Origin of the sequence: Nocardia sp. CA-136227, assembly GCF_050955695.1 — a bacterium.
GTDB lineage: Bacteria > Actinomycetota > Actinomycetes > Mycobacteriales > Mycobacteriaceae > Nocardia.
This window is the reverse complement of record NZ_CP192081.1, coordinates 4,584,159-4,606,525: the sequence shown is the minus strand read 5'-3', so window position 1 is coordinate 4,606,525 and position 22,367 is coordinate 4,584,159. Positions and strand designations below refer to the sequence as shown.

Below are 22,367 nucleotides of genomic sequence, written 5' to 3'. Positions count from 1 at the left end.
TGCGGGCGAATCGATTTCGCGCTGCGCGGGCGCTGCGTTCGTGTAGCGCGAAGGCCTGGTCGTGCGATAGATTCGCACCGGATTCGTGCTCGGAACGGGCGTCGGAAGGAATCGCGTGGGGAACTCTGGCGCGGGGGATGGTGCCGGGACGTTGAAGGTGCTCGTGGACAACGGCGAGTACTGGCTCCGCAATCGCGGTGACATCGCCATGATGGTGATGACCGTGGAACGACTGCGGGAACACTGGCCGCACGCCCGCATCGGCATGCTGACCGACGAGCCGCACATTCTGCGCGGGGTGCTGCCGCAGGCCGAGCCGGTGGTGGCGCACGCGGGCGGGCCGTGGGGGCGCGACGGGCTCGCGGGACGGCTCGAGGAGACCGCCGGAGTGCACGTGCTCGGCCCGGCGGCGCTGCGCTGGCGATCGGCCACCGAGGTGCCCAAACACTATCTGCGCGGCGTGAAGAACTGGGCGCGCAAGGAAGTTCACGCGCTCGCCACCGGAGAGCCCGGGCCCGAACCGACCGGCATTCCGGAACTACCGCCGGTGCCCGCCGCGCTGGCCGGAGCGGACCTGGTCATCGCGCAGGGCGGCGGCTATATGACCGATGTCGACCTGTACCAGGCGCATCGCACCCTCAACCTGCTCGAAGCCGCGCAGCGCCACGGCATTCCGAACGTCATGATCGGGCAGGGGCTGGGCCCCATGCGCGACGCCGACCTGCTGCGCCGCGCGGCCGAGGTGCTGCCGGGAGCGGATCTCATCGCCCTGCGCGAGGGTCGGCGCGGGCCCAAACTGCTGGCCGAGCTCGGCGTGCCCGAGGACAAGATCCTGGTCACCGGCGACGACGCGGTGGAGTTCTCCTACCGGCTGCGCCGCCCGGGCATCGGCACCGATCTGGGCCTGTGCCTGCGCATCTCGGACTACTCCAAGGTGACCGACTCGGCCCGCGACACCCTCGGCGAGGTGCTGCGCCGCGAGGCCGCCGCCCTGCACACCGCGCTGGCCCCGCTCATCATCTCCGAATACGACGACGAGGACCGCCGCCACACGCTGCCGCTGCTCGAGGGCGCCGCCCGCACCCGGCCCGTCATCGGCCGCGCGGGCACCGCCCAGGACGTGGCGCGACAGGTCTCACGCTGCCGGGTCCTGGTGACCAGCGCCTACCACCTCGCGGTTTTCGCGCTCTCCCAGGGTATTCCGGCCGTCGCTGTAACGGCCTCGCAGTACTACGACGACAAATTCTATGGGTTGGCCGACATGTTCGACGCCGACACCGCCGCCGGACTGCGCATCGTGCACCTGGACGTGGACAATCTCGACGCCGAGTTGACACGTGCGATTCGCCAGTTGTGGGAGTCCGCGCCGGAGCTGCGGGATACCCTGCAGCAGAAGGCAGTTGAGCAGATCGACGCCGGCCGTGCGGGCCTGGATCGGGTGTTCCGGCTCGTGGCGGGAGGTGAGGGCTCACCCGGCGAACCGGCCGAACCAGTTCAGGGGGAATGATGAAGAACCTTTCGGTGTGCGTCCCGGCCTACAATTCCGGCCGCACCCTGGAGACCACGCTGCGCTCGATTCTGGACCAGGACACCGACATCGAGGTCGTCGTCCTGGACAATGCCAGCACCGACGACACCGGCGCCATCGCGAAGTCCTTCGACGACCCGCGGGTGGTCATCCACCGCAATCAGGAAACCCTGCCCATCGGCGAGAACTGGAACAAGGCCGTCTCGCTGACCTCGGGCCGCTTCGTCAAGGTCGTCTGCGCCGACGACATCCTGCTGCCCGGCTCGCTGGACAAGCAGCTGGAGATCATGGGCGACAACGGCATCGCCATCTGCTCCTCGAAATTCCAGGTCATCGACGAGAACGGCCGCGTCGAGGAGAGCGATCTGGGTCTGCCCGATCTACTGGGCCGCCGCGACGCCCGCGCCCTCATGCGCACCATCGTGCACCGCGGCCCCGCCGACTTCGGGCCCACCGCCGCGGCCGTCTTCCGCCGTCAGGACTTCGACCGGGTCGGCGGCTTCCGCGGCGACCTGGTCTTCCCCATGGACGTGGACCTGTTCGCCCGCGTCAGCGCCTTCGGGGACTTCTTCGGCACGGCGGAAATCCTGGCGGCCTGGCGCAATTCGAGCTTCAACCTGTGCAGCCAGACCTCGACGGTCAGCAAGCTCACCGAGATGCTGCGCTTCCACCACCGGCTGGGGTCGGAATACCCGGAATACGTGGGCCGCGGCGCGGTGCTCGGCGGGGACTGGCGGCTGGCCCGCGCCGCCGCCGAACGCGTCCGGGTGCGCACCGTCGCGACCGCGCTGCGCCGCCCCGATCTCCTGCACTGAGCGAGGGCAAGGCGCGCGGACAACGGTGTGCCGCACCATGATCCGCTCCGCGGATCCGGGCGGTCGCGAAGCGCGAGACCGCCCGGACCCGGGGAATCAGATGCGGGCCAGCGGGCCGTAGGCCACCACGGTGTCGCCGGCGCTGCTGATCAAGCGCACGAACGGGCGGATGGTGGTGGTGCCCAGCACGCCGGTCACGGTGCCGTGGAAGCCGGACATCATGATGCAGCCGTCGGACCCGGAGACATCGCCGCCCGCCACGTCGACCGACTGGATGCCCGGGCCGAACCCGACATCGAGCTGCATGCCCAGCGTCGGGATCAGGTTGTAGATGTCGAGCTTGGGGCCGTCCCCGCCGATCTCGAGTTCGAGGCCCGGGGTCTGGTACTGGAACGAGATCTTGCCGGACAGGGTGGCCGGGTAACCCACCTGGTAGCCCATGGTGAGGTGGCCGCTCCACGGATCGCCGGAGGGCAGGGCCACCTTGAAACAGGCCTTGCCGCTGTGGAACCACTCCCGGGTCAGCGGATTGCCGTCGAGGGGCGGCACGAAATCGATACGAGTGTCCGCCGACAGGGCCTCGACGGTCCGGCCCTGCTGATCGACGACGGAATTGTTGCCGTCGATGGCGGCGTCGGACGCGCCGCCGCTCAGGACGACGCCGATGGTGCTCGCGACCGCCACGGCCGCGGTGCGCGAAAGCACGGACTTGGTGTTGCGCATGATACTTCTCATTCCCTCATCAGGTATTGCTGCGTAATTGCGTACGCTCGCTTGATGATTCCCCTGTGCACTCAGGGGCACGGGTGAACGTCCACCCGTCCCCCTCGGCCGGTGATCTACCCCACGCTGAGACTATCCCACTCGATTACCCTGCGTGCGGCCGCGATCGCATGATCGCGCTCACTGACCGACGTGTCGCGTGCGCGGCGCCCCTCAGGCGGCCGCCGGACGAGAGTTGCTGGGTTTCATAGCGATTCCCGCACGTCGATCACCCACTTCCCGTCGAGTTCGGGCCACCGGGAGGAAACCTCGGGGAGCAGGTCCGGCAGCGTCAGCATGACCCGATCCGGTTGCGCCGCAACGAGTTCGGCGGGCGACAGGATCGGGATGTCGGTTCCGGGCATGCGGCGGCCCTGCTTGCCCGGGGAGGCGTCGGCCACCCCGGCCAGCAGTCCGCGGTGCGCGCCCGCGAGATGGAGCAGGGCGACCGCGCGGGAGGCCGCCCCGTAGGCGTAAACGGTGCTGCCGGAAGCGTTCTCCGATTCCAGCCAGGCACGCAGGGCCCGTGCCTGCTCATCGGCGGCCGACTGGAGTCCGCGCACCACGGCCGGGTCCGCGACCGCCGCCTCCGCGACGCGGATCCGGGCGATCGCCGGATCGGCGTCGGCGGGGGCGTGGACCGCGGCCACCAGGACGGTGCCGCCGTAGAGCTCGAACTCCCACGCCGTCACCGCCGCCAGGCCCGCCGACCGCAGCAAGGCCCGCAGCGAGTCCATCGAGTAGTAGGCGAAATGCCCGTGCCGCAACGCGTTCCACTGCCCCTGATCGACGATCGCGCGCAGCGAGTGGAACTGCATCAGCAGCACCCCGCCCGGCGCGACGGCCGCCGCCCGCCGCGCGAAGGCCGCGCGCTGATCGGGTTCGTGCATGATGCCGAAGCAGTCGATCACCACGTCGGCGGGGCCCTCGGTGACGGAGTAGCCGCGGTCGGTCAGCAGCGGCAGCCAGCTGCCGCCGTGCGGGCTGCCGAACTCGCGCACGGTGCCGCCGCCGGGCAACCAGCCCCCGGCGGCCACCCGGGACACCGCGTCCGCGGCCTGATCCCGCAGCGCCCGCGGTTCCACGCCGCGCGGTTCGGCGGTGACGGTGTCGTCCTCGGCGAGCTGCGCCAGCCCACAGCCGGCGCACAGGTCCATGGCCAGCGGATGCGCCGCCTCGTCGCCGCCGGACATCGAGTCCAGACTCGGAAAGTCGTCCGCCGCAGGCATTTTCCCGAGATCGAGCACCCGCACCAGCGGGCCGTGCCCGCAGCCGCGGCACCCCCGGGCCGGTTCCGTCCGCACGGCCTCCGCCGCCGTCCCGCTCATGGCAGCATGGCCTGGTGCGTATCGAAGCGACCGGCCTCGCCGACGTCCTGCTGCTGACCCCGCAACCCTTCCGCGACGATCGCGGCCTGTTCACCCGCACCTTCGACGCCGAGGAATTCGACGCGCACCTGGGCCGGCCGGGCCTGGCCGCGAGCTTCGTGCAGGACTCCCAGTCGCGCTCGCGCCGGGGTGTGGTGCGCGGAATGCACGGGCGCTCCGGCCGCGGTGAGGCCAAGCTGGTGCGGTGCGCGCACGGCGCCGTGCACGACGTGCTCGTCGACATCCGGCCCGAATCGCCGACCTTCGGTGTGCGGCAGGCCTTCCTGCTGGACGACGACGACTTCCGGCACCTCTACGTGCCGCCGGGCTTCCTGCACGGCTTCCAGGCCCTCACCGAGGTCGCCGACGTCTGCTACCGCATCGACCGCCCGCACGACCCGGCCGAGGACCTGGGTGTCGCCTACGACGATCCCGACCTGGCCATCGCCTGGCCGCAGCCGGTCACGGTGGTGTCGGAGCGGGACGCGGGTGCGGGATCGTGGCGCGAGTTGCTCGCCGCCCATCAGCTCACACCCCGGTCCTGATCCGGCGCAATTCGTCGTCGAGCACCCCGGCCTCCTTCAGCGACGTCAGGTGCGCCAGGCGCGTGAAGCGCTGGAAGAAGGCCTCCGAGGTGAGCCCGCGCGCGGTGTACTCGCGATACAGCTCGGCCGCGCCGTCCGGAATGCTCCAGCATGCCTCGAAGCCCAGTTCCTTGCGGGCGTACCCGAAGTCGACGCGGTAGGAGCGCGGATCCGCGCCGCTCTCACCGGTGATGGCCAGCGTGGACTCCGGGACCACGTCGACCACCGCCCGCGCGATCTCCGCGACCGTCAGATTGTTCGTCTCGGTCCCCACGTTGTAGGCGCGGCAGTGCACGGCCTCGAGCGGGGCGTCCAGGCAGGTGGCGAAGGCGAGCGCGATGTCCTGCGCGTGCACCAGCGGCCGCCACGGCGTGCCGTCGGAGAGCACCTTCACCTCGCCGGTCAGCACCGCGTACCCGACCAGGTTGTTGAGCACGATGTCGGCGCGCAGTCGCGGTGAGAAGCCGAAGGCGGTGGCATTGCGCAGAAACACCGGCGAGAAGCCGGAGTCGGCGATGGCGGCCACATCGTCCTCGACCCGCACCTTGGACTCGGCGTACGGGGTGAGCGGACGCAGCGGCGCGTCCTCGGTCACCAGGCCGTCACCGGCCGCGCCGTACACCGAACACGTGGAGGCGTAGAGGAACCGGCGCACCCCGGCCTCCTTGGCCAACCGGGCCAGCCGCACCGACGCGTGATGGTTGATGTCGTAGGTGATCCGCGGCGCCAGCGCGCCCAGCGGGTCGTTCGACAGCGCCGCCAGATGCACCACCGCGTCGAACCCGGCGAGCTGATCGACGGTCACCTCGCGCAGATCCACCGCGAGGGCCGGCGGCGGGGGCGGAGCGTCGCCCAGCACGCAGTCCGCGAAATAGCCGATGTCCAAACCGGTCACATCGTGCCCGGCCTGCTGCAGGAACGGCACCATGACCGTCCCCAGATACCCCTGATGTCCGGTGACGAGCACCCGCATGACTACGCACCTCCGAAAGTGATGACGGCCTTCTCGAGCAGAAACGCCTCGGCGTGCCGGGCGCGGCACTGCACCCCGCGCAGCCGCGAGAGGGCCAGGAAGGACTGCTCATCGAACCAGTCCCGATTGTGTTGCGAGGGATAGTGTTTCAGCAACAGGGCGGCCTTGGTCTCGGCCAGCCCCTCGGCGAGTGGATGGAACACCGACGGCTGGGGAGTGTCGTTCTCCCACTTGAGTATTTCGTAGCCGAGCACCAGGTGGTCGCGAAACTCCGTGGGGGCCAGCTCGGCCAGCAGTCGGTGGTCCTGGTGGGCGTCGCCGCGATGCGGCGCGAAGACCACCTGCGCCGAGCCGCCGCGGGCCAGCGCGGCGACCGCCTGCTTGGCCCGCGCCCAGTGCGCGGGGGCGTAGCCGTCGGGGATGTCGAGAATGGTGAGTTCGAGTTCCGCTCCGGGACAGAAGGATTCGAGCGCGGCACGCTCCTCCTCGGCCCGCTCGGTGCCCGCGCCGGTCAGCACCAGCGCCCGCACCCGCAGGCCCGGCCGCGCCTGCGCCAGCGTCAGCAGGGTGCCGCCCATTCCGATGGCCAGATCGTCGCAATGCGCGGCCAGTAGCGCGATCTCGGTGATCGCGCCGGTGTCGAAGCCGATCATGCGCCGGGACGCTCCCACACCATCCACGGGCGATCGCCCTGCTGGTAGCCGGTGTCGAGCTCGGCGCGCTCCTTGAAGGTGTCGGCCGGCTTCCAGAAGCCGTGATGCTGATACCCGAACAGCCGGCCCTGCCCGGCCAGCGCGCCGCAGGCGTCCTCCACCAGGTCCCCGCCGGGCGGCAGGTGGTCGAAGATCTCCTGGGTCAGCACGAAGTAGCCGCCGTTCTCCCAGATCGGCAGCTGCGAGACCGGGGTGATGTTCTTGACCTCGCCCGCGGAGTTCACGTCCACGCAGTGGAAGGAGGACTGCGGCGGCACGATCATCATCGACGCGGCCGCCCCGGAATCCTGGAACTGCCCGATCATCTCGTCCAGCGGGGCGTCGGTCAGCACATCGGCGTAGTTGGCCAGGAAGTACGGCTCGCCCTCGAGGTGGCCGCGCACCCGGCGCAGCCGCTCGCCGATCGGCGACTCCACCCCGGTGTCGACGAAGGTGATGGTCCAGTCGCTGATGTCGGACTGCAGCAGCTCCACCTTGCCGCCGCGGATGACGAAGTCGTTGGACACCGACTCCTGATAGGTGAGGAAGAAGTTCTTGATGTGGGTGGCGCCGTAGCCCAGGCACAGCACGAAGTCCTTGTGCCCGAAGTGCGCGTAGTAGCGCATCACGTGCCAGATCAGCGGGCGCGGGCCCACCATCTGCATGGGCTTGGGGATGACGTCCTCGGTTCCGTTGCGCATGCGCATGCCGTAACCGCCGCAGAACAGTACGACCTTCACGAGCTTTACCTTTCGGCAGGTGTGGATGCGGCGGCGTCGTCGAGCGTCGCATGATGAAGATGGGGGAGCGGGTAGACGATCTCGCCGCCCCGCTCGAGGACGTGACGCAGTTGCGTGGTGATCTCGCGCTCGAGATTCCACGGCAGCACCAGCACCACCTCGGGGCGATCGGCGTCGATCCGCTCCGGTTCGTGTATCGGGATGCGGGTGCCGGGCGTGAACCGCCCGTGCTTGTAGGGGTTGCGGTCGACCGTGTACTCCAGCAGGTCGGTCCGGATGCCGCAGTAGTTGAGGAGGGTGTTGCCCTTGCCGGGGGCGCCGTAGCCGACGACCCGCTTGCCGGAGGCCTTGGCGTCCAACAGGAATCGCAGCAGGTCCTGGCGCACCCGCTCGGTGTCGGGGCGCAGCTCCAGGTAGCCGGCGACCTCGTGCAGCCCGGCGTCGGCCTCGAGGCGCAGGACCTCGGCGACCCGATCGGTGAGGGTGCCCACACCCTGCGGTCGAGCCCAGATGCGCAGGGAGCCACCGTGTGTGCCGATCAGCTCGCAGTCGACCACCTCGAGCCCGGCGGTGGCCAGGGCGCGCTGGGCGGACAGCAGGGTGTAGTACTGGAAGTGCTCGTGATAGATGGTGTCGAACTGGGCCAGCGCCACCAGGTTCAGGGCGTGGTGCACCTCGATCGACAGCCAGCCGTCGTCGGCCATGAGCGCGCGCAGCGAGCGGGTGAAGCCGAGCAGATCCGGGATATGGGCATAGACATTATTGGCCACCACCAGATTCGCCGGTCCGCGCTCGGCCACCAGGCGGGCGGCCAGCTCCTCGTCGAGGAAGCCCGTTTCGGTTGGTACGCCTTTGTTCCGTGCTGCCGCACCGACATTCACCGATGGCTCGATGCCCAGACACGGGATGCCGGCGGCCACCGCGTGCTGCAGGAGATAGCCGTCGTTGCTCGCCACCTCAATTATGAAACAATTGTCGTTCAGTTTTAGCTGTTCGATAGCCTGGTCCACGAAGAGTTTTGCGTGCCGGACCCAGCTGTCGGAAAACGACGAAAAGTAGGCGTATTCGGTGAATGTTTCTTCCGGGGTGATCAGCGCCGGAATCTGTAGCAGCAGACAGTTTTCGCAGAGCCGCAGGTGCAGCGGATATGTCGCTTCGGGCAGGTCCAGCTCGTCGGCGGTGAGAAATTTCTCGCAGGGCGGCGTGGCACCCAGATCAAGAACGCTGAGCAATCGATTCGAATCGCAAAGACGGCATTGCACGAAGTTTTCCCCATCTTTCACCGAGTCCGGGGCTGCCCGCGCAGCACCGGATGACCAGTGGGTCGGCTCGGTCCGGCCTTACGTTACAACAGGATTGAGCGGTGCTTCGGGGCCCGACGACGGACGGATAGTGCCAAAACAACTGTAAATTTGCGACCCGCAGAACCGGGCGTCCGGACGGCAAACCGTCGGGCCTTGCGCTGCAAGGGTTTCGACCAGCTCACACCGTGTGGCTTGCGTAGTTCAACCTGCGATTTTGCGAATAGGGGAAATAGGGGGATCGATGGGGGGAACCGGTCAGGTTCCTACCCGTTACTTTCCGGAAACGTTGAGGCCGTACGAGATTGGGGGTGTATGACATCCGGGGTGTGTAACATTCGCCTTCTGGCCGCCGAAAGACTCGACGGCATCATCGGTTGTCATGGTCTGAAAGCCCTTGGGAAACCGGCGTCAGCCTGGTCGTGGAACTGATCAGCGGGGATCGGAACCGAGTTCTCCCGTGGGGGAGGTGCGTTCGTTTCATGTCTTATGAAATTTCTGCCGGTCGCGCCGTGCGCGTGCACCGGCCGCCGCGTCCCGAGCCGCGCTCGGATCGTGAACGCTGGCAAGCAGATTACGCCAGTCGGCTATTTATCAGCGACCTTTGCGTATTAATCCTATCCGTCGGTTTCGCCCAGTGGATTCGTTTCGGCGGATCCGGTGCGGAGCCCCCGTTGGCATCCCAGCTGCCGCTCGAGGTTCGCTACACCATGGTGTCCGCCGTGCTCGCGCTCGCCTGGTCGGTGACGCTGGCGCTCAGCGGTACCCGCTCGCCGCGCGTAATCGGCAGTGGCACAGAGGAATACCGTCGCGTGGTGTCCGCGTCACTCAAGCTCTTCGGTGGAATAGCTATCGTTTCGCTGCTGCTGCGCGTGGATATCGCTCGCGGATACCTCGCCATCGCCCTGCCGCTCGGCATGGTGTTGCTCATGGTGGAACGGCGGATCTGGCGGCGCTGGGTCGCGGGCCGGCGCGCTCGCGGCGCCTACCGCACCGCCATGCTCGTGGTCGGCAGTCCCGAGGCGGCGCGAGCGATGGTGTCGGCCTTCTCCCTGGACCGTGACTCCGGCTATCAGGTGATCGGGGTCTGCACCCGCGCCGAGGCGCAGCCGGCGGAATCGGTGCTCGAGGTCGGCGGCCGGGAAATCCCCGTGGTCGCAGGCGATCACGGTGTCATCGACGCCGTGCGGCGCACCGGGGCGGACACCGTCGCGGTGACCGCTACGGACAATCTCGGGCCCGCCGACTTCCGCCGCATGGCATGGGAGCTCGACGAACTCGGGGCCGAGCTGATCGTCACGCCCGGACTGGTCGACATCGCGGGCACCCGGCTCACCCACCGGGTGGTCGCGTCCATGCCGATGCTGCACGTGGAGAAGCCGCAATACGACCGGGCGAAGTCGATTCGCAAGGGCGTGTTCGACTTCTGCTTCGCCGTCGCCGCCGTGCTGGCCATCGCACCCGCGCTGGTCTTGATCGCGCTCGCGGTGAAGCTGTCCAGCCGGGGCCCGATCTTCTACCTGTCCGAGCGGATCGGCCGGGACGGGCAACCGTTCCGAATGATCAAGTTCCGCAGCATGTACGTCGACGCCGAATCGCACATCAACGCGCTCATCGACAGCAATGGCGGCAACCCGCTGTTCTTCAAGGTCCGCGACGATCCGCGCGTCACCACCGTCGGCAAGGTGATCCGCAAGTACTCCCTCGACGAACTGCCGCAGTTCTTCAATGTGCTGCGCGGTGAGATGAGCATCGTCGGCCCCCGGCCGCAGGTGCAGCGGGAGGTGGACTCCTATGACGGCGTCATGCGACGGCGTCTGCTGGTGAAGCCGGGCGTCACCGGGCTGTGGCAGGTGAGCGGCCGCTCCGACCTCACGCCCGAGGACGCCATGCGCCTGGACCTGTCCTATGTCGAGAACTGGTCCATGGTGCTGGATCTGCTGCTGATCGCGAAGACGATCGGCGCGGTGACCCGCGGCGAGGGCGCGTACTGAGGCAAGCGACCAATATATAAGGCGCGCATCGCATCCAGCGGTGCGCGCCTTTCGTCCGCAACCCGTGGCAGACTCTCTGGAACAGTCACGTTCGGGGGGAAGGGCAAGGGGAGGATGACGCTTCCAGATCCGGTCGCCGCGCGCGCGATCCTCATCGGAACCGCGCGCTACGCTCCGGATTCGGGCTTCGAGTCCTTCCCCGAGGTGGAGCGCAGCCTGCTCGACTTCGCCGAATTCCTGCGCGGTGAAACAGGACTGCCCGCGGATCACATCGATGTGGTTCTCGATCCGGGGGACAGTACGACCATCGCGGCCCGGGTCACCGCCGCCGCTCGCGCCGCGACCGGGCTGCTGCTCGTCTACTACGTCGGCCACGGGGTCGCGGTCGACAACCAGTTGCATCTGACCCACACGGGTTCGCGCTCGGCCGACGCCGACGTCACCGCGCTGCCGTATCCGGTGCTGCGGTCGCGGATCAGGTCCAACGCGCGCGGTCCCGTCGTCGTGATCCTCGACTGCTGCCACAGCGGAAGAGCCTTCGGCCGTGACGTTCTCGCCGGGGAGGGCGAGCCGTTGCGGGAGGCCACCGATATCGACGGCGCGTTCGTCCTCACCGCCACCGACGAGAAGTCCAAGTTCGCGCGGGCCACCGGAGGCGGCGGCCGCACCGCCTTCACCGGCATGATGCTCGACACCCTGCGCGCCGGGGTGCCGACAGCCGAGCGGTACCTCACCATGACCGTCCTCTTTCGCGAGCTCCGCACGCGGCTGCCCGCCGCGAACATGCCGAAACCGAAAGCGCTGGAACGGGGCACGGCGGGGCAAATCGCGCTGGCCGCCAATCCCGCATGGACCGGTCGCACCGAACCCGCCGCGCTCCCCGGTATCGGCGATACCCCGTACCGGGCGACGATCCGCGACATAGCGCCCGCGGAGGGCCTGTCCGATCGCGACGCGGAGTTGGCCGAGCTCGCCGACTTCTGTACCGGCGACGAGGCGTACCTGTGGTGGCGGGCCGGACCGTGGGCGGGCAAGACGGCCCTGATGTCCTGGTTCGCCCTGAATCCGCCGCCGCGGGTACGGGTGGTGGCCTTCTTCATAACCTCGCGCATGGCCGACCAGGACGATCATCGGGCGTTCACCGACGCTGTGCTGGAACAGCTCTCGGCCCTGCTGCCGGATCAGGCCGCCACCGTGGCCAGCGCGACCGGGAGCCGGGACGGGCTGCGCCGCCATATGCTCGCGCTGGCCGGCGAACGGGCCGCGGAGCTCGGGCATCGGATCGTGCTGCTGGTGGACGGGCTCGACGAGGATCGCGGGCGGACCAGCATCGCCTCGCTGCTGCCGAAGAACCCCGGACCCGGCCTGCGGGTCCTGGTCTCCGGGCGGCCGAATCCCACCCTCCCGCTGGATGTTCCCGCCAACCATCCGCTCCGGCACTGCCGCCGCCGCGAACTCGGACCGTCGGCCAAAGCCTTCGACATCCGCGACGCCGCGCAGCTGGAACTGCGGGGGATTCTGGAACGCTCCGACGCGGACCAGCAGATTCTCGGATTGGTGACGGCCGCGCGCGGGCTGACCCGCGCCGAGCTCGAGGATCTGACCGGGTGGCCGCCGTTCCGCATCGAGACCATTCTCTCGGGCGTCACCGGGCGCACCTTCCGGGTCCGGACCAGCCGGTTCGGGTCCGACCACGTGTACCTGCTCGCGCACGAGACCCTGCAACGTGAGGCCGAAGCGACGCTGGGGCGCGCGCTGCTCGCGGAATACCGAAACCGCTTCCACGCCTGGGCCGACCGCTTCCGCGACCGCGGGTGGCCGGTGGAGACGCCGACCTATCTGCTGACGCGATACTTCTCGATGCTGCGCAGGCACGGCGACATGGTGCGGATGACCGAACTCGCGCTCGACACCGCCCGCCACGATCGGCTGCTGCTGCTCTCCGGCAGCGACCAGATCGCGCGGACCGAGATCGCGACCGTATCGGGTGTCTGGCTCGAACAGCGGGATCCGGACCTGGTCGCCGTCGGCGAACTCGCCCTGCGGCGGCACCGGCTGACCCGGCGCGGACGCGACATTCCCGCGAAATTGCCCGCGGCACTGGCCGACATGGGTGAACTCGTGCGCGCGCGAAGCCTGGCGGACGGCCTGCTGGACCCGCACCGCCGCCTGCGCGCCCGGATCGGCGTCGCCTCGACTCAGTTTCTCCGCGACGATCCGCCACACAATCGGGCCGTGATCGACTCGCTGCGGGAGTCGGAGACCTCCATCGTGCGCGACGCGGACCTCGCTCGCCTGGTCGACGCCCTCATCGCCGTCCCCGATATCGAGAGCGCCGAACTGCTGGCCGACGAGATCACCACACCCGTGGAACGGGTTCGGGTGCTCGCGCGACTGATTCCGGCCTGGCGGTCGATCGGCTCTCACGAGGCGATCGAGGCCGCGAAGACCGAGATCGACCGCCACGTGGTGTGGGCGCGCACCGCGGAACGCGACGAGATCCTGCGGCCCGCGGTGCGCGCCTACGCGGCGCTCGACGATCACGACCGCGTCGAAGAGCTGAGCGGCGCCACCGAATCCGTCGGGGTGCGAGTGGTCGCCCTGGCTGCGATCGCCCGTTCCTTCGTCTCGCAGGGCGACACCGAATCGGCAGCCCCGCACGTGCGGTCGATCCGGTCGGAGCTCGCGCCGATCAGCAGCAAGGTGGTCCGATCGCACGTGCTGGCCGCCATCGCCGACGATCTCGTCGCGGCCGGATTCGGCGAGGTACTGCGCGCGGAGACCGACGCCGTGCTGGTCGACATCGAGGCCTGGCTCGCCCAGCTGGAGGCGTCGGACACCGGGTTCGAGACCGCGTTCAACGACGCGATCAGTGGCATCTCCGACTACCCGTGGGGTCATATCGAGGCCGCGGTCGTGCAGCTGGCCGAGTGCCTCGTCGCGTTGGGGGAAGCCGATCGAGTGGTCGTGCTGGCTCGCCGATTCACCCGGGGGACAGGCGGACTCGAGGTGGCGGTCCGCGCGCTGACCGCCCTGCTCGCGGCGGATCGGACGGCCGATGCCCGGCGGCTCGTCACCGAGATCGAACTCCGCGCGTACCAGAGCATCGACCCGCGCGAACGCGACCTGGTCCTGTACACGATGATGCGGGCGCTGGCCGTCGCGGGCGAGATGACCCGCGCTGTCGCGATCGCCGACCGGATCGACGGCGACGACCACCGGATCCTCGCCTTCACCTATCTCGCGACGCATTCATCCGAATCCGCAACCAGCAGAGGCGTCTTCCTCGAACGAGCGATGAGCGCCATGCGCGTCGGCACCACGCTGCCGAACGGCGGCTACCTGCGGACCGACCGGTCATTCCTCACCACGGTCTTCGCCACCGACTGGCTCGGCGGCACCGCGGGTCCGCGGCCGAGCACGCCGCTGGCCGCGCTCGTTAGCGCGCTGCTGGCCGATGCGGCGGTCGAGCGGGTGCGCGATCTGATCGACCACCTCGTCGTGATGTATCACGGCTCGCTCGATCCGGTCGACGGTCTGGCTCCAGGGCTCGGCGGCCTCGCGGTGCTGCTCGCCGACAGCGGGCAGCTCGAAATGGCTCGCGAGCTCATCGACGGGATCACCCTGCTCCCGGTCTGGCTGACCTCGCGAATCCGTGCGGGCGCGGCGATCTGGAGCGAACCCGCCACCGTCGCGGAACTGCTCGACGATGCCGAGCAGATCGCGATCGCGCTGCGAACCGTCGTCGAGGACGGCAGCGGCGACCTCGCCGCCTTGGTCACCGCCCGAGTGCGCGACGAGGCCGAAAGAGACGCCACCGCACGCGATTCACCCGACCTGCTGACGAATCGTGTGATCAGCGCCCTGTTCTCCGCGGCCCTCGGCGATGCCGACGCGGTGGCCAGTCTCCTTGCGACCCGATGGATGACCCCGCTCGGCGAAGAACGCGTGCTGTCCATGCTCGCCGGCTCGACCGCCCGCGCCGGCACGGTGGACCGGGCACTGGAGGTCGCTGAACAACTCACCGGCGACCTCGCCCGATCCATCGCCTATCGAGAGATCCTGGCCGCCCAGGTGAAAGCGGGCCGCGAACCCAACGTGCTCACCCGCCGCCACTCGATTCCGGTGACCGGAGAACGAATCCACGCCATGGCACAAGCGATCCCGGCCCTCGCCGACGGCGACCGCTCGGAACGCTCGAAGACCGCGCTCGCATCCGCCACCGAACTCCTCTCCCAACTCCCCCCGGCCGAGACCCGCGACCGCGCCGCCGCCCGCCTCGTGGACGCCGCCCTCACGATCGGCGCCCTCGACCAGGCAGTCGACCTCGCCCGCGGCACCACCCGCGAAATCCGCGGCCACCTCCTCACCCGCATCGCCGACACCCTGGTCCGCACCTACCCCGACGTACCGCCCGCCACCCAGGGCTTCGCCCGCCGCCGCATCCGCCGCCTCCTCGCCGAAGCCTGGAGCGTCGCCCCCTGGTCCTCGGTGCTGGACACCGTCGCCCGCTTCGACCCGGTCCTCCTGGTCGGCATCACCGACGAGGCCCTGCGCCTGGACTCCCTGGAACGCGTGACCAATCCCTGAACGTCGAACAGCGGCAACCAGAGTGGGTCCGCTCGACGAACGCTCAGTTCGTATTGACCATGTGCCGCTCGATGGCTGAGTCGACCGGGTCCATGGCGTTCGTCGCAGAGGTGGACTCGACACCGTCGAAAATCGCGTCGAGAATCCCGGCGCGGTCCAGCGTGGCGCGGCATCCGTAGGACTCCCGCGCGCTGGCGATGACGGCGTGCAACACGGCGGCATGAACCCGCGACCGTGGAACGGTCAACCGCCGGCCGCACCGTTCACCTTCACGCAGCCGTGCCTCGACAATGTCGAGAACATCCTGGATGACCTGAATCTCGATTGCATCGAAGTCATCGCAAGGCATGGTGACCACCCAAAAACAGTGCACCGCAGCCCACTATCGCCATTCGCACGATCGTCGACAACGAACGCCTCGCCTCAGCGGGGGACCGAACGGCCCGTTTGTCGAGCACCATCCGTCCCGCCGCCACGAGGGCGTCTCGTGCACGCGATCGCACCAGACAGGTGTCAACCCCGCACCCGAGGTGTAGTTGCATCAACATTCGGATTCCGTTGTCAGCTGTATTCACTTTTCAGGGGAGCAGCCATGGTGGAGGACGTATCGCCGACCCTCTTGCGGCGGCAACTGGGCAGATTCCTGCGTGAACGCCGTCAGGCCACGGGGTTGACCCTCGAGCAGGCGGCAGTCCAGGTTCAGCTCAGCTTCAACGCATTACAGCGATTGGAGACGGGGCGCACGGTCAAGCCGCGACGGCAGGATGTGCGAGAGCTGTGCATGCTCTACGAGGTGGACGCCAACGACACCGAGCGGGCGGTTGGTCTGGCCTTCCGTGCGGCCACCGCCAAGGACGAGGGTGGGATCTTCTCCCTCGGTGGGCTTTTCAGCGACGCGTTCAACATGTATGTCGGCATGGAACGATCCGCCCGACGCCTGATCACCTACCAGGAGCAGATACCCGGGCTCCTGCAAACCGCCGACTATGCGCGCGCGGTCTTCCGTTCCTTCCCTGGCTTCGAGAACGAGGAAGACATCCAGCGACGTGTGGAGATTCGGTCGAAACGTCAGATCATCGTGACCCGCAAGGCCAATCCGCTCACTGTCGAAGTGCTGCTGCACGAAGCGGCGCTGCGTCGCGTAGTCGGCGGCAAGCGTGTCATGGCTGCGCAGCTACAGCATCTCGCCGACGCGAGCACCCGGCCGAATGTGACCGTGCGGGTTCAGCCGTACACGTCCGGGTACATGTGGGGTTTCCAACACGGTCCGTTCGTGCTGCTGGATTTCGGTGTCGACGCAAGGAACACCCAGATCGAGCCGCCGATCGTCTACGTCGAGGGCCGGCTGACCAGTGACTTGTACGTCGAGAGGCGCGAGGACGTCGAACGCTACGTCGAGTTGACCCAGGCCATCCGGGCCGAAACCCTGGATGAAGTACGAACCAGAGATCTGATCCGCCAGGTAGCAAGGGAGTTCGATCGTGACCGTTGATTCGACCGAGGGCCGCTGGTTCAAGAGCAGTTACAGCGAAACCGGATCCCAGTGCGTGGAGGTCGCGTTCTTTGCCGCAGGCCGGGTCGGAGTCCGTGACTCCAAGAACCCGACCGGCCCGGCCCTCGTGTTCAGCGCCGGGGAGTGGGATGCCTTCACAGCCGGCGTGATCGGAGGTGCGCTCGACGGTTCGGAATGAAGGACCCTCGCGCCGCGAAATATGCTGTCGCAGTGCCCGATATCGCAGACCTGACCCTGCCCCCTGCCCTGGCGGAGGTTTTCGCCATCGGATTCGAGTGGAACTGGGACGAGGAGACCGACGAAACCACCGGCTGCGACTTCGAACCGTATGAGCAATTCGAAGCGCCCGATCGTACGGCGTGGTGGTTCCGGCTCTGGACGGGCAACGACGAGGTCGACGGTGGCGAATTCCGGTTCTTCGGTTCCACCGGTGCCGGAGACTACGCTGGTTGCTGGCTGATCCGGCCGGATGCGCCGCTCGCCGACCAGCCCATCGTCTACGTCGGCTCCGAGGGTGAAACGGCTGTGATCGCACGGAATCTCGGCGACCTGCTCTGGATCTTCGCCAACGGTTCGGGGCCGGCGGAGGCGTACCTCTACCCGAGTATCGACACCGAGCCGAACGACGAGTTCCGTGCCATCGCCGAGCGTCACGCGCCGGGGGCAGGCCGTCCGACCGCACAGATTGTGGCCGATGCCCGCGACGAGTTCCCCGGCTTCTCGGCGTTCATCGAATCCCTGTGCCGTTGAGCGATCGTGACCGTTGATTCGACCGAGGGACGCTAGGTGTCGGTACGCGATCGCCGAAATGTTCAGCAGGGGCGCGTGATTCCGTCGAGCCAGTGCCCGACCAGGGCCCGTACCGTCTCGGCGCGCTCCACCTGTGGGTTGTGCCCGGCGGCATCGAGCACCGTCGCGGCCATCCGGGGGTAGTGGTCGAGCAGAGCCAACTGGTCGCGCCAGCCCACCAGGGCGTCCTGCCGCGTAGTGACCAGTAGATGGCGCCCGTGGTGCACGGCGGCTTGGTGCTCCGGCCAATGCGGCAGCAGGAAGTCGGTCTCGAGCTCGGCGGCGGCCGCCTTGTCGTGGGCCCGCCAGCCGGGCAGCACGTACCGCTCGAACAGCTCCCACCCGGGCTTGTCCAGGTGGGCCATGACGTAGCCGAAGAGCTCGCGGTCGGCGGCCGGGAGGCGGTCGAGCAGTTCCTCGTCGCGTTCCAGCACCGATTCCCCGGGCAGAGTCCGGTCGTCGCCCCAGCGCACCACCGGCACCAGCAGCGCCGAGCACCTGCTCCCCGTACTGTGCCGTCACCGCCCGCGTCAGCTGACCGCCGAAGGACTTGCCGCCACCCTGCTGCAGACCGCCGTCGCCGACGCCGCGGGCACTGCCGCCGATCTTGCTCAGTCCCTCTTGGTCACCTGCTGGAACCTCGGCATCGCCGCCGCCGCGTTTGCCGGCGGCGTCTTGCTCGACCACACCGGCCCGGGCTCTCTGCCCTGGTCGGCCCCGGCGTTGCTGGCCCTCGCCCTGACCATCACGGCCGCTGCCCGCCACCACGGCTTCCCGACCCGCCGATGACCTCGTTCGCAGATCGCCGAGCGTCATGTTCAGCGAATCACTGTGCCGTTGAACGCGGTTCAGTGGCCGGTGCGCGGGGACAGTTCGACGACGGGGATCACTCGGGTGGTGCGGTTCTGGTAGGTCTCGTAGCCGGGGTAGGCCTGGAGGATTTGGGGCCAGCGGGCTTCGCGTTCGGCGGCGGGGAGGACTCGGGCGGTCATGGGCTGGGACGGGCCGTGCTGGAAGGACACGTCCACCGAGGGGTTGGCAGACAGGTTGTGGAACCAGGCGGGGGAGATTTCGTCGCCGCCTCGGGAGGCGACGATCAGGTAGCGGGGGCCGTCGACGATCGGGACGGTCAGGACGACGGTGCGGGAGCGGCCGGTGCGACGGCCGGTGGTGGTGAGGGTGAGGGTGGGCATGTTCTTGAAGCGGGTGCCGAGTTTGCCGGCGGTGACGTCGATCAGGCGGCGGTGCAGGGTGGTCGAGGTCTTCAGGAACAGCTCGGTGGCGGTGCGGTGGAGGTCGGGCACGGCGGGCTCCTCGGGTCGGTGGGACGGTCGGGAACAACGATCGAGCCACCCACTAGTAGACGACCAGTGACCGGTCAGTGGCGGAGGCGCGCCCGGGCGGCGGTCACCCAGGTGGGGTTTCCGCACGCCCGCCCTATATCGAGGGCGGCGCGGTGGTGCTCGGCGGCCAGGGCGGCTTCGCCACGGCGGGCCGCCAGATCGCCGAGCACGGCGTCGACGGGACCGACGACATACGCGCCGGTGTCCGCGCCACCCAGTCGACCCCGGTAGACCAGCAGGTCGGTGTAGGTCTCGTGCGCCTCCTGTGGCGTGCCCAATTCCGCGACCACCATGCCGCGCAGGGTGAGGAAGAACGAGCGGAACCGGTCGTGGCGGATCGGTTGCGCTCGGCGCCACAGCGATTCGGCGGCCGGGCGATCACCGGCGGCGAGCAGGACGAGCACATGGAAGTCGACGACGGCGTCCAACGACACCGCGTCGGCCTGCTCGACGAACGTCGTGATCACCGGCGCCAGCTCGCCCAGCCGCTCGCGGCCCAGATAGACCGTGAAAATGGCCATCAGCACGATGCCGTCCGCATTGAGAATGCCCGCGCCGGCGAGCAATTCACCGGCGCGCAGGTAATGGCGCTCGGCGTCGTCGGGGTCACCGGCGGCCAGCGCCAGCAGCCCGCGCGCCATCGCGTTGGCCAGCTGAGCCTGCCGCCACTGGTAGCGGTCGGCCGTCACCGTGGTCGCCTCGAGATGCTCGCGGGCCGCGGCCAGGTCCCCGGCGGAGGCGGCAGCTTGCAGCGCGATGGTGTGGCCCAGCAGCTGATACGTGTGATCGCCTGTACGCCGCCCGATCTCGATCAGCTCGGCGCCCAGCGCGCCGCGATCCGGGTTGTCGTACAACGAAGCCCGGGCCTGTAGCACCGGTGCGAGCAGGGTGTCGTCGCCCAGTTCACGGGCGATCGCCTCGGCCTCGGCCGCCGCCGGGCTCGCCTGTTCGCCTGCCTCGCCGCCGATCTCGTCGACCAGCGCCACCAGCAATCGGCAGCGATCCGCCGGGGACAGGCCGGGCAAGCGCAGCGCGTTCTCCAACCGGGCGACGATCGGGTGCTCGACAACGCCGTATTGACGGTTCATCCACGGGGTCGGTGCATCCCAGGCGGTGAAGGCCCGCACCACCAGGTCCGGCCGATCGGCGTCCTCGGCCAGCCGCACCGCGCGGTCACGGGCGGCGCGTGCGGCCAGCGCGGACCCGGCGGAGAGGTGATCGTGACCGGCCCTGCCCAGCAACGCGACTCGTTCGTCGACCGTCTCGTCGCGGGGGAGTCGCTCCAGCGCGGCCACCGCGCGTTCGTAACCGGTCGCGGCGACGTCGTAGGCGAATCGCCGCTCGGCGCGGTCGGCCGCCGCCACCGCGTAGCGGGCAGCCCGCCGCGCCGTCTCCGGGGTCACCGATTCGCCGAAATGATGCGCAAGAGCGGTTAGATCGTCCGGAGCGATCTCCTCGAGCGCGGCCCCGATCCGGCGATGCCAGCGATCGCGGCGCACCCGCGACAGATCCCCGAGCAGGGTGTCGCGGACCAGGACGTGGGTGAAACGGGCACGGCCGCTGGCGGGTTCGTCGAGCAGACCCGCCACGCTGCCCGCCTCGACCGCGTTGAGCACGTCCTCCTCACCCACCTCCGCGGCCCGCAGCAGCACCGAGAGATCGAACTCCCGGCCGATCACCGCCGCCAGGCGCAGCAACGCCACATCGGTCTCCGGCAATCGGGACAGTCTGCGGCGCAGCACATCTCGCACGCCCTCGGGAACCTCCGACGCGGCGACCAGCTCGCCCTCGCTGCGCAGCAGCCGCGCGGTCTCGGTGAGGTAGAAGGGGTTGCCGCCGGTGCGTTCGTGCAGGGTCGCCAGCACCGAGTCCGCCGGGGCGCTCCCGGTCAGCGCGGTGACGAGCCGGGCGCTGTCCTCGAGGCCCAGACCGCGCAACTGGATTCGCGCCCGGATCGTGGTCGCGAGACCGGCCAGGGCTTGGGTCAGTGCGGGCGGCGCCTCGTCGGGCCGGAAGCCGATCACCACGAACACCGGCGCCCGGGTGGCCGCGGCGGCGAGCAGGGCCGCGGTCTCGGCATCACAGCGATGCACGTCGTCGAAGAGAATCGCCAGCGGTCCCTCGGCCGCGACGGCGGTCAGGTAGTCGCACACCGCCCGGTGCAGCAGGAACCGGCCGTGCGCGCGGTCGGTCTCGGGTGCGCCCGCGGCGTCGGTGAGCAGGGGAGCGAGTGTGGGCGCGAGCCCGGCGGGGTCGTGCTCGGCGGCCAGGGCGCGCAGGATCTCGACCCAGGGCCACGCCGAGGGCGCGGCCTCGTCCTCGGGGCAATGACCCAGCACCACGCGATAACCCGAGTCCCGCAGGTCGTCGCGCAGTCGGCGCAGCAGCGAGGACTTGCCACTGCCCGCCTCACCCACCACGGTCGCCGTCCGCGGACCGGGGGCTGCGGCCGCCGCATGCAGGGACGCGAGTTCGGTTGCACGCCCGAGGAACTCGGGGACCGCCCGACCCGGAACCGGATCGCGCGGCGGCGCGGAAACGGCGATCACCTGCTCCTGCACCGGGATTCGCTGGGCCAGGATGTCGGCTTCGAGCCGGGCCAGGGCCGGTCCCGGATCGATGCCCAACTCCTCGGCGAGCACCTCGCGCGCCTGCCGCAGCGCCGCGAGCGCGTCGGCCTGACGGCCCGCGCGATACCGGGCCAGCGCGGTGAGCCGCCACGCCTCCTCCCGCAACGGATGCTCCCGGCACAGCACCTCGGCCTCGGCCGCCGCCAACGCCGGCTCGTCCTGTTCGAGCAGCGCCACCGCGAGCTGTTCGCGCGCGCTGAGCCGCAGCTCCTCGAGTCGCACGGCCTCCGCGTTCGCCCAGGACTCCTGCGCGAACGCCCCGTACGCCGGTCCCTGCCACGCGGCCAGCGCCCGCTCGAGCGCGCGCCGCCGTTCGCGCGGATCGTCCAGTCGTGCCGCCGCGTCCAGGTCGGCGCCGAACGCCCACGCGTCCACCTCGGTGGTGTCGAGTCGCAGCGCGTATCCGGGAGCTCGGCTGATCAGCACCGTCGCCGGTGTCCGTGGCGCGCGATCCGGTTCCAGCAGCCGCCGCAGATTGGAGACGTAAGCCTGGAGCGAGCCCAGTGCCCGGGGCGGCGGCTCGCCGCGCCACAGGTCATCGATCAACCGATCGACCGGCACCACATCGCCCCCGGCGACCAGCAGTCGCGCCAGCACGCCACGTTGCCGCGGCCCGCCGAGATCGAGTTCCCCGCGCTCGCCGGTCGCGGTCAGTGCGCCGAGTACCCGAATCCGAACCATGATCGCGTAAGTCTAGGACGGCCGCCCCCAAGTCCGCCTCGAGTCGATTCCAAGCGCGCCGAAGC

General features: G+C 69.3%; 19 protein-coding genes. 9 read left to right on the top strand and 10 right to left on the bottom strand.

The window, feature by feature from the left end; translation table 11 throughout:
* Positions 1-115: 115 nt before the first annotated feature.
* Together ACQP06_RS21190 and ACQP06_RS21185 are read left to right on the top strand one after the other, a co-directional pair.
* Positions 116-1,507: a polysaccharide pyruvyl transferase family protein gene (locus ACQP06_RS21190; protein ID WP_433666236.1), complete on the top strand. Its 1,392-nt coding sequence runs from the start codon at positions 116-118 to the stop codon at positions 1,505-1,507.
* The gene (locus ACQP06_RS21185) at positions 1,504-2,343 is read left to right on the top strand and encodes a glycosyltransferase family 2 protein (protein WP_433666235.1); all 840 of its coding nucleotides are present in this window, start codon (positions 1,504-1,506) and stop codon (positions 2,341-2,343) included. The genes ACQP06_RS21190 and ACQP06_RS21185 overlap by 4 nt, the downstream gene beginning before the upstream one ends.
* Before the next feature lie 96 nt (positions 2,344-2,439).
* On the opposite strand, the gene ACQP06_RS21180 is transcribed toward ACQP06_RS21185, so the two are convergent.
* Positions 2,440-3,066 (bottom strand): MspA family porin, encoded by a 627-nt coding sequence (locus ACQP06_RS21180; protein WP_433666234.1) that lies wholly within the window; start codon positions 3,064-3,066, stop codon positions 2,440-2,442.
* Between the two features lie 245 nt (positions 3,067-3,311).
* A complete protein-coding gene (locus ACQP06_RS21175; RefSeq protein WP_433666233.1) occupies positions 3,312-4,433 on the bottom strand; it encodes a class I SAM-dependent methyltransferase in 1,122 nt (373 codons plus the stop codon).
* Between the two features lie 14 nt (positions 4,434-4,447).
* Here ACQP06_RS21175 and rfbC point away from each other — a divergent pair, with 14 nt between their 5' ends.
* A complete protein-coding gene (gene rfbC, locus ACQP06_RS21170) occupies positions 4,448-5,017 on the top strand; it encodes a dTDP-4-dehydrorhamnose 3,5-epimerase (protein ID WP_433666232.1) in 570 nt (189 codons plus the stop codon).
* Here rfbC and ACQP06_RS21165 read toward each other — a convergent pair.
* From ACQP06_RS21165 to ACQP06_RS21150, 4 genes are read right to left on the bottom strand one after another with little or no spacing between them, the layout of a single operon-like run.
* Positions 5,001-6,029: an NAD-dependent epimerase/dehydratase family protein gene (locus ACQP06_RS21165; RefSeq protein ID WP_433666231.1), complete on the bottom strand. Its 1,029-nt coding sequence runs from the start codon at positions 6,027-6,029 to the stop codon at positions 5,001-5,003. The two genes, rfbC and ACQP06_RS21165, sit on opposite strands and share 17 nt — an antisense overlap.
* A gap of 2 nt (positions 6,030-6,031) precedes the next feature.
* Positions 6,032-6,682, bottom strand: a complete 651-nt coding sequence (locus tag ACQP06_RS21160; RefSeq protein ID WP_433666230.1) for a PIG-L deacetylase family protein — start codon at positions 6,680-6,682, stop codon at positions 6,032-6,034.
* Positions 6,679-7,461 carry a glucose-1-phosphate cytidylyltransferase gene (locus tag ACQP06_RS21155; RefSeq protein ID WP_357084950.1) on the bottom strand — a complete coding sequence of 261 codons (783 nt, stop codon included), beginning with the start codon at positions 7,459-7,461 and terminating at the stop codon, positions 6,679-6,681. Before ACQP06_RS21155 ends, ACQP06_RS21160 begins: the two co-directional genes overlap by 4 nt.
* Positions 7,462-7,466: 5 nt before the next feature.
* Positions 7,467-8,723, bottom strand: coding sequence for a methyltransferase domain-containing protein (locus ACQP06_RS21150; protein WP_433673392.1), 1,257 nt, complete (start codon positions 8,721-8,723; stop codon positions 7,467-7,469).
* A 521-nt stretch (positions 8,724-9,244) separates the two neighbouring features.
* On the opposite strand from ACQP06_RS21150, the gene ACQP06_RS21145 reads away from it, so the two are divergent.
* Complete coding sequence (locus ACQP06_RS21145) at positions 9,245-10,756, top strand: sugar transferase (RefSeq protein ID WP_433666229.1); 1,512 nt, start codon at positions 9,245-9,247, stop codon at positions 10,754-10,756.
* Positions 10,757-10,870: 114 nt separating this feature from the next.
* A complete protein-coding gene (locus ACQP06_RS21140) occupies positions 10,871-15,346 on the top strand; it encodes a caspase, EACC1-associated type (RefSeq protein WP_433666228.1) in 4,476 nt (1,491 codons plus the stop codon).
* A gap of 43 nt (positions 15,347-15,389) precedes the next feature.
* On the opposite strand, the gene ACQP06_RS21135 is transcribed toward ACQP06_RS21140, so the two are convergent.
* Positions 15,390-15,704, bottom strand: coding sequence for a hypothetical protein (locus tag ACQP06_RS21135; RefSeq protein WP_433666227.1), 315 nt, complete (start codon positions 15,702-15,704; stop codon positions 15,390-15,392).
* A gap of 234 nt (positions 15,705-15,938) precedes the next feature.
* On the opposite strand from ACQP06_RS21135, the gene ACQP06_RS21130 reads away from it, so the two are divergent.
* The 3 genes from ACQP06_RS21130 to ACQP06_RS21120 are packed head-to-tail and all read left to right on the top strand — an operon-like array spanning position 15,939 to position 17,609.
* Positions 15,939-16,838: a helix-turn-helix domain-containing protein gene (locus ACQP06_RS21130; RefSeq protein ID WP_433666226.1), complete on the top strand. Its 900-nt coding sequence runs from the start codon at positions 15,939-15,941 to the stop codon at positions 16,836-16,838.
* On the top strand, positions 16,828-17,037 hold the full coding sequence (locus ACQP06_RS21125; RefSeq protein WP_433666225.1) for a DUF397 domain-containing protein: 210 nt from the start codon (positions 16,828-16,830) through the stop codon (positions 17,035-17,037). Before ACQP06_RS21130 ends, ACQP06_RS21125 begins: the two co-directional genes overlap by 11 nt.
* A 32-nt stretch (positions 17,038-17,069) precedes the next feature.
* Positions 17,070-17,609: a hypothetical protein gene (locus ACQP06_RS21120; RefSeq protein ID WP_433666224.1), complete on the top strand. Its 540-nt coding sequence runs from the start codon at positions 17,070-17,072 to the stop codon at positions 17,607-17,609.
* Positions 17,610-17,671: 62 nt separating this feature from the next.
* Here ACQP06_RS21120 and ACQP06_RS21115 read toward each other — a convergent pair whose 3' ends face one another.
* Positions 17,672-18,130, bottom strand: a complete 459-nt coding sequence (locus ACQP06_RS21115; RefSeq protein WP_433666223.1) for an alpha/beta fold hydrolase — start codon at positions 18,128-18,130, stop codon at positions 17,672-17,674.
* Between the two features lie 139 nt (positions 18,131-18,269).
* On the opposite strand from ACQP06_RS21115, the gene ACQP06_RS21110 reads away from it, so the two are divergent.
* Positions 18,270-18,437, top strand: coding sequence for a hypothetical protein (locus ACQP06_RS21110; RefSeq protein WP_433666222.1), 168 nt, complete (start codon positions 18,270-18,272; stop codon positions 18,435-18,437).
* A gap of 59 nt (positions 18,438-18,496) precedes the next feature.
* On the opposite strand, the gene ACQP06_RS21105 is transcribed toward ACQP06_RS21110, so the two are convergent.
* Together ACQP06_RS21105 and ACQP06_RS21100 are read right to left on the bottom strand one after the other, a co-directional pair.
* Positions 18,497-18,952, bottom strand: coding sequence for a nitroreductase/quinone reductase family protein (locus ACQP06_RS21105; protein ID WP_433666221.1), 456 nt, complete (start codon positions 18,950-18,952; stop codon positions 18,497-18,499).
* Between the two features lie 74 nt (positions 18,953-19,026).
* Positions 19,027-22,302 carry a BTAD domain-containing putative transcriptional regulator gene (locus ACQP06_RS21100; RefSeq protein WP_433666220.1) on the bottom strand — a complete coding sequence of 1,092 codons (3,276 nt, stop codon included), beginning with the start codon at positions 22,300-22,302 and terminating at the stop codon, positions 19,027-19,029.
* Between the last annotated feature and the right edge of the window lie 65 nt (positions 22,303-22,367).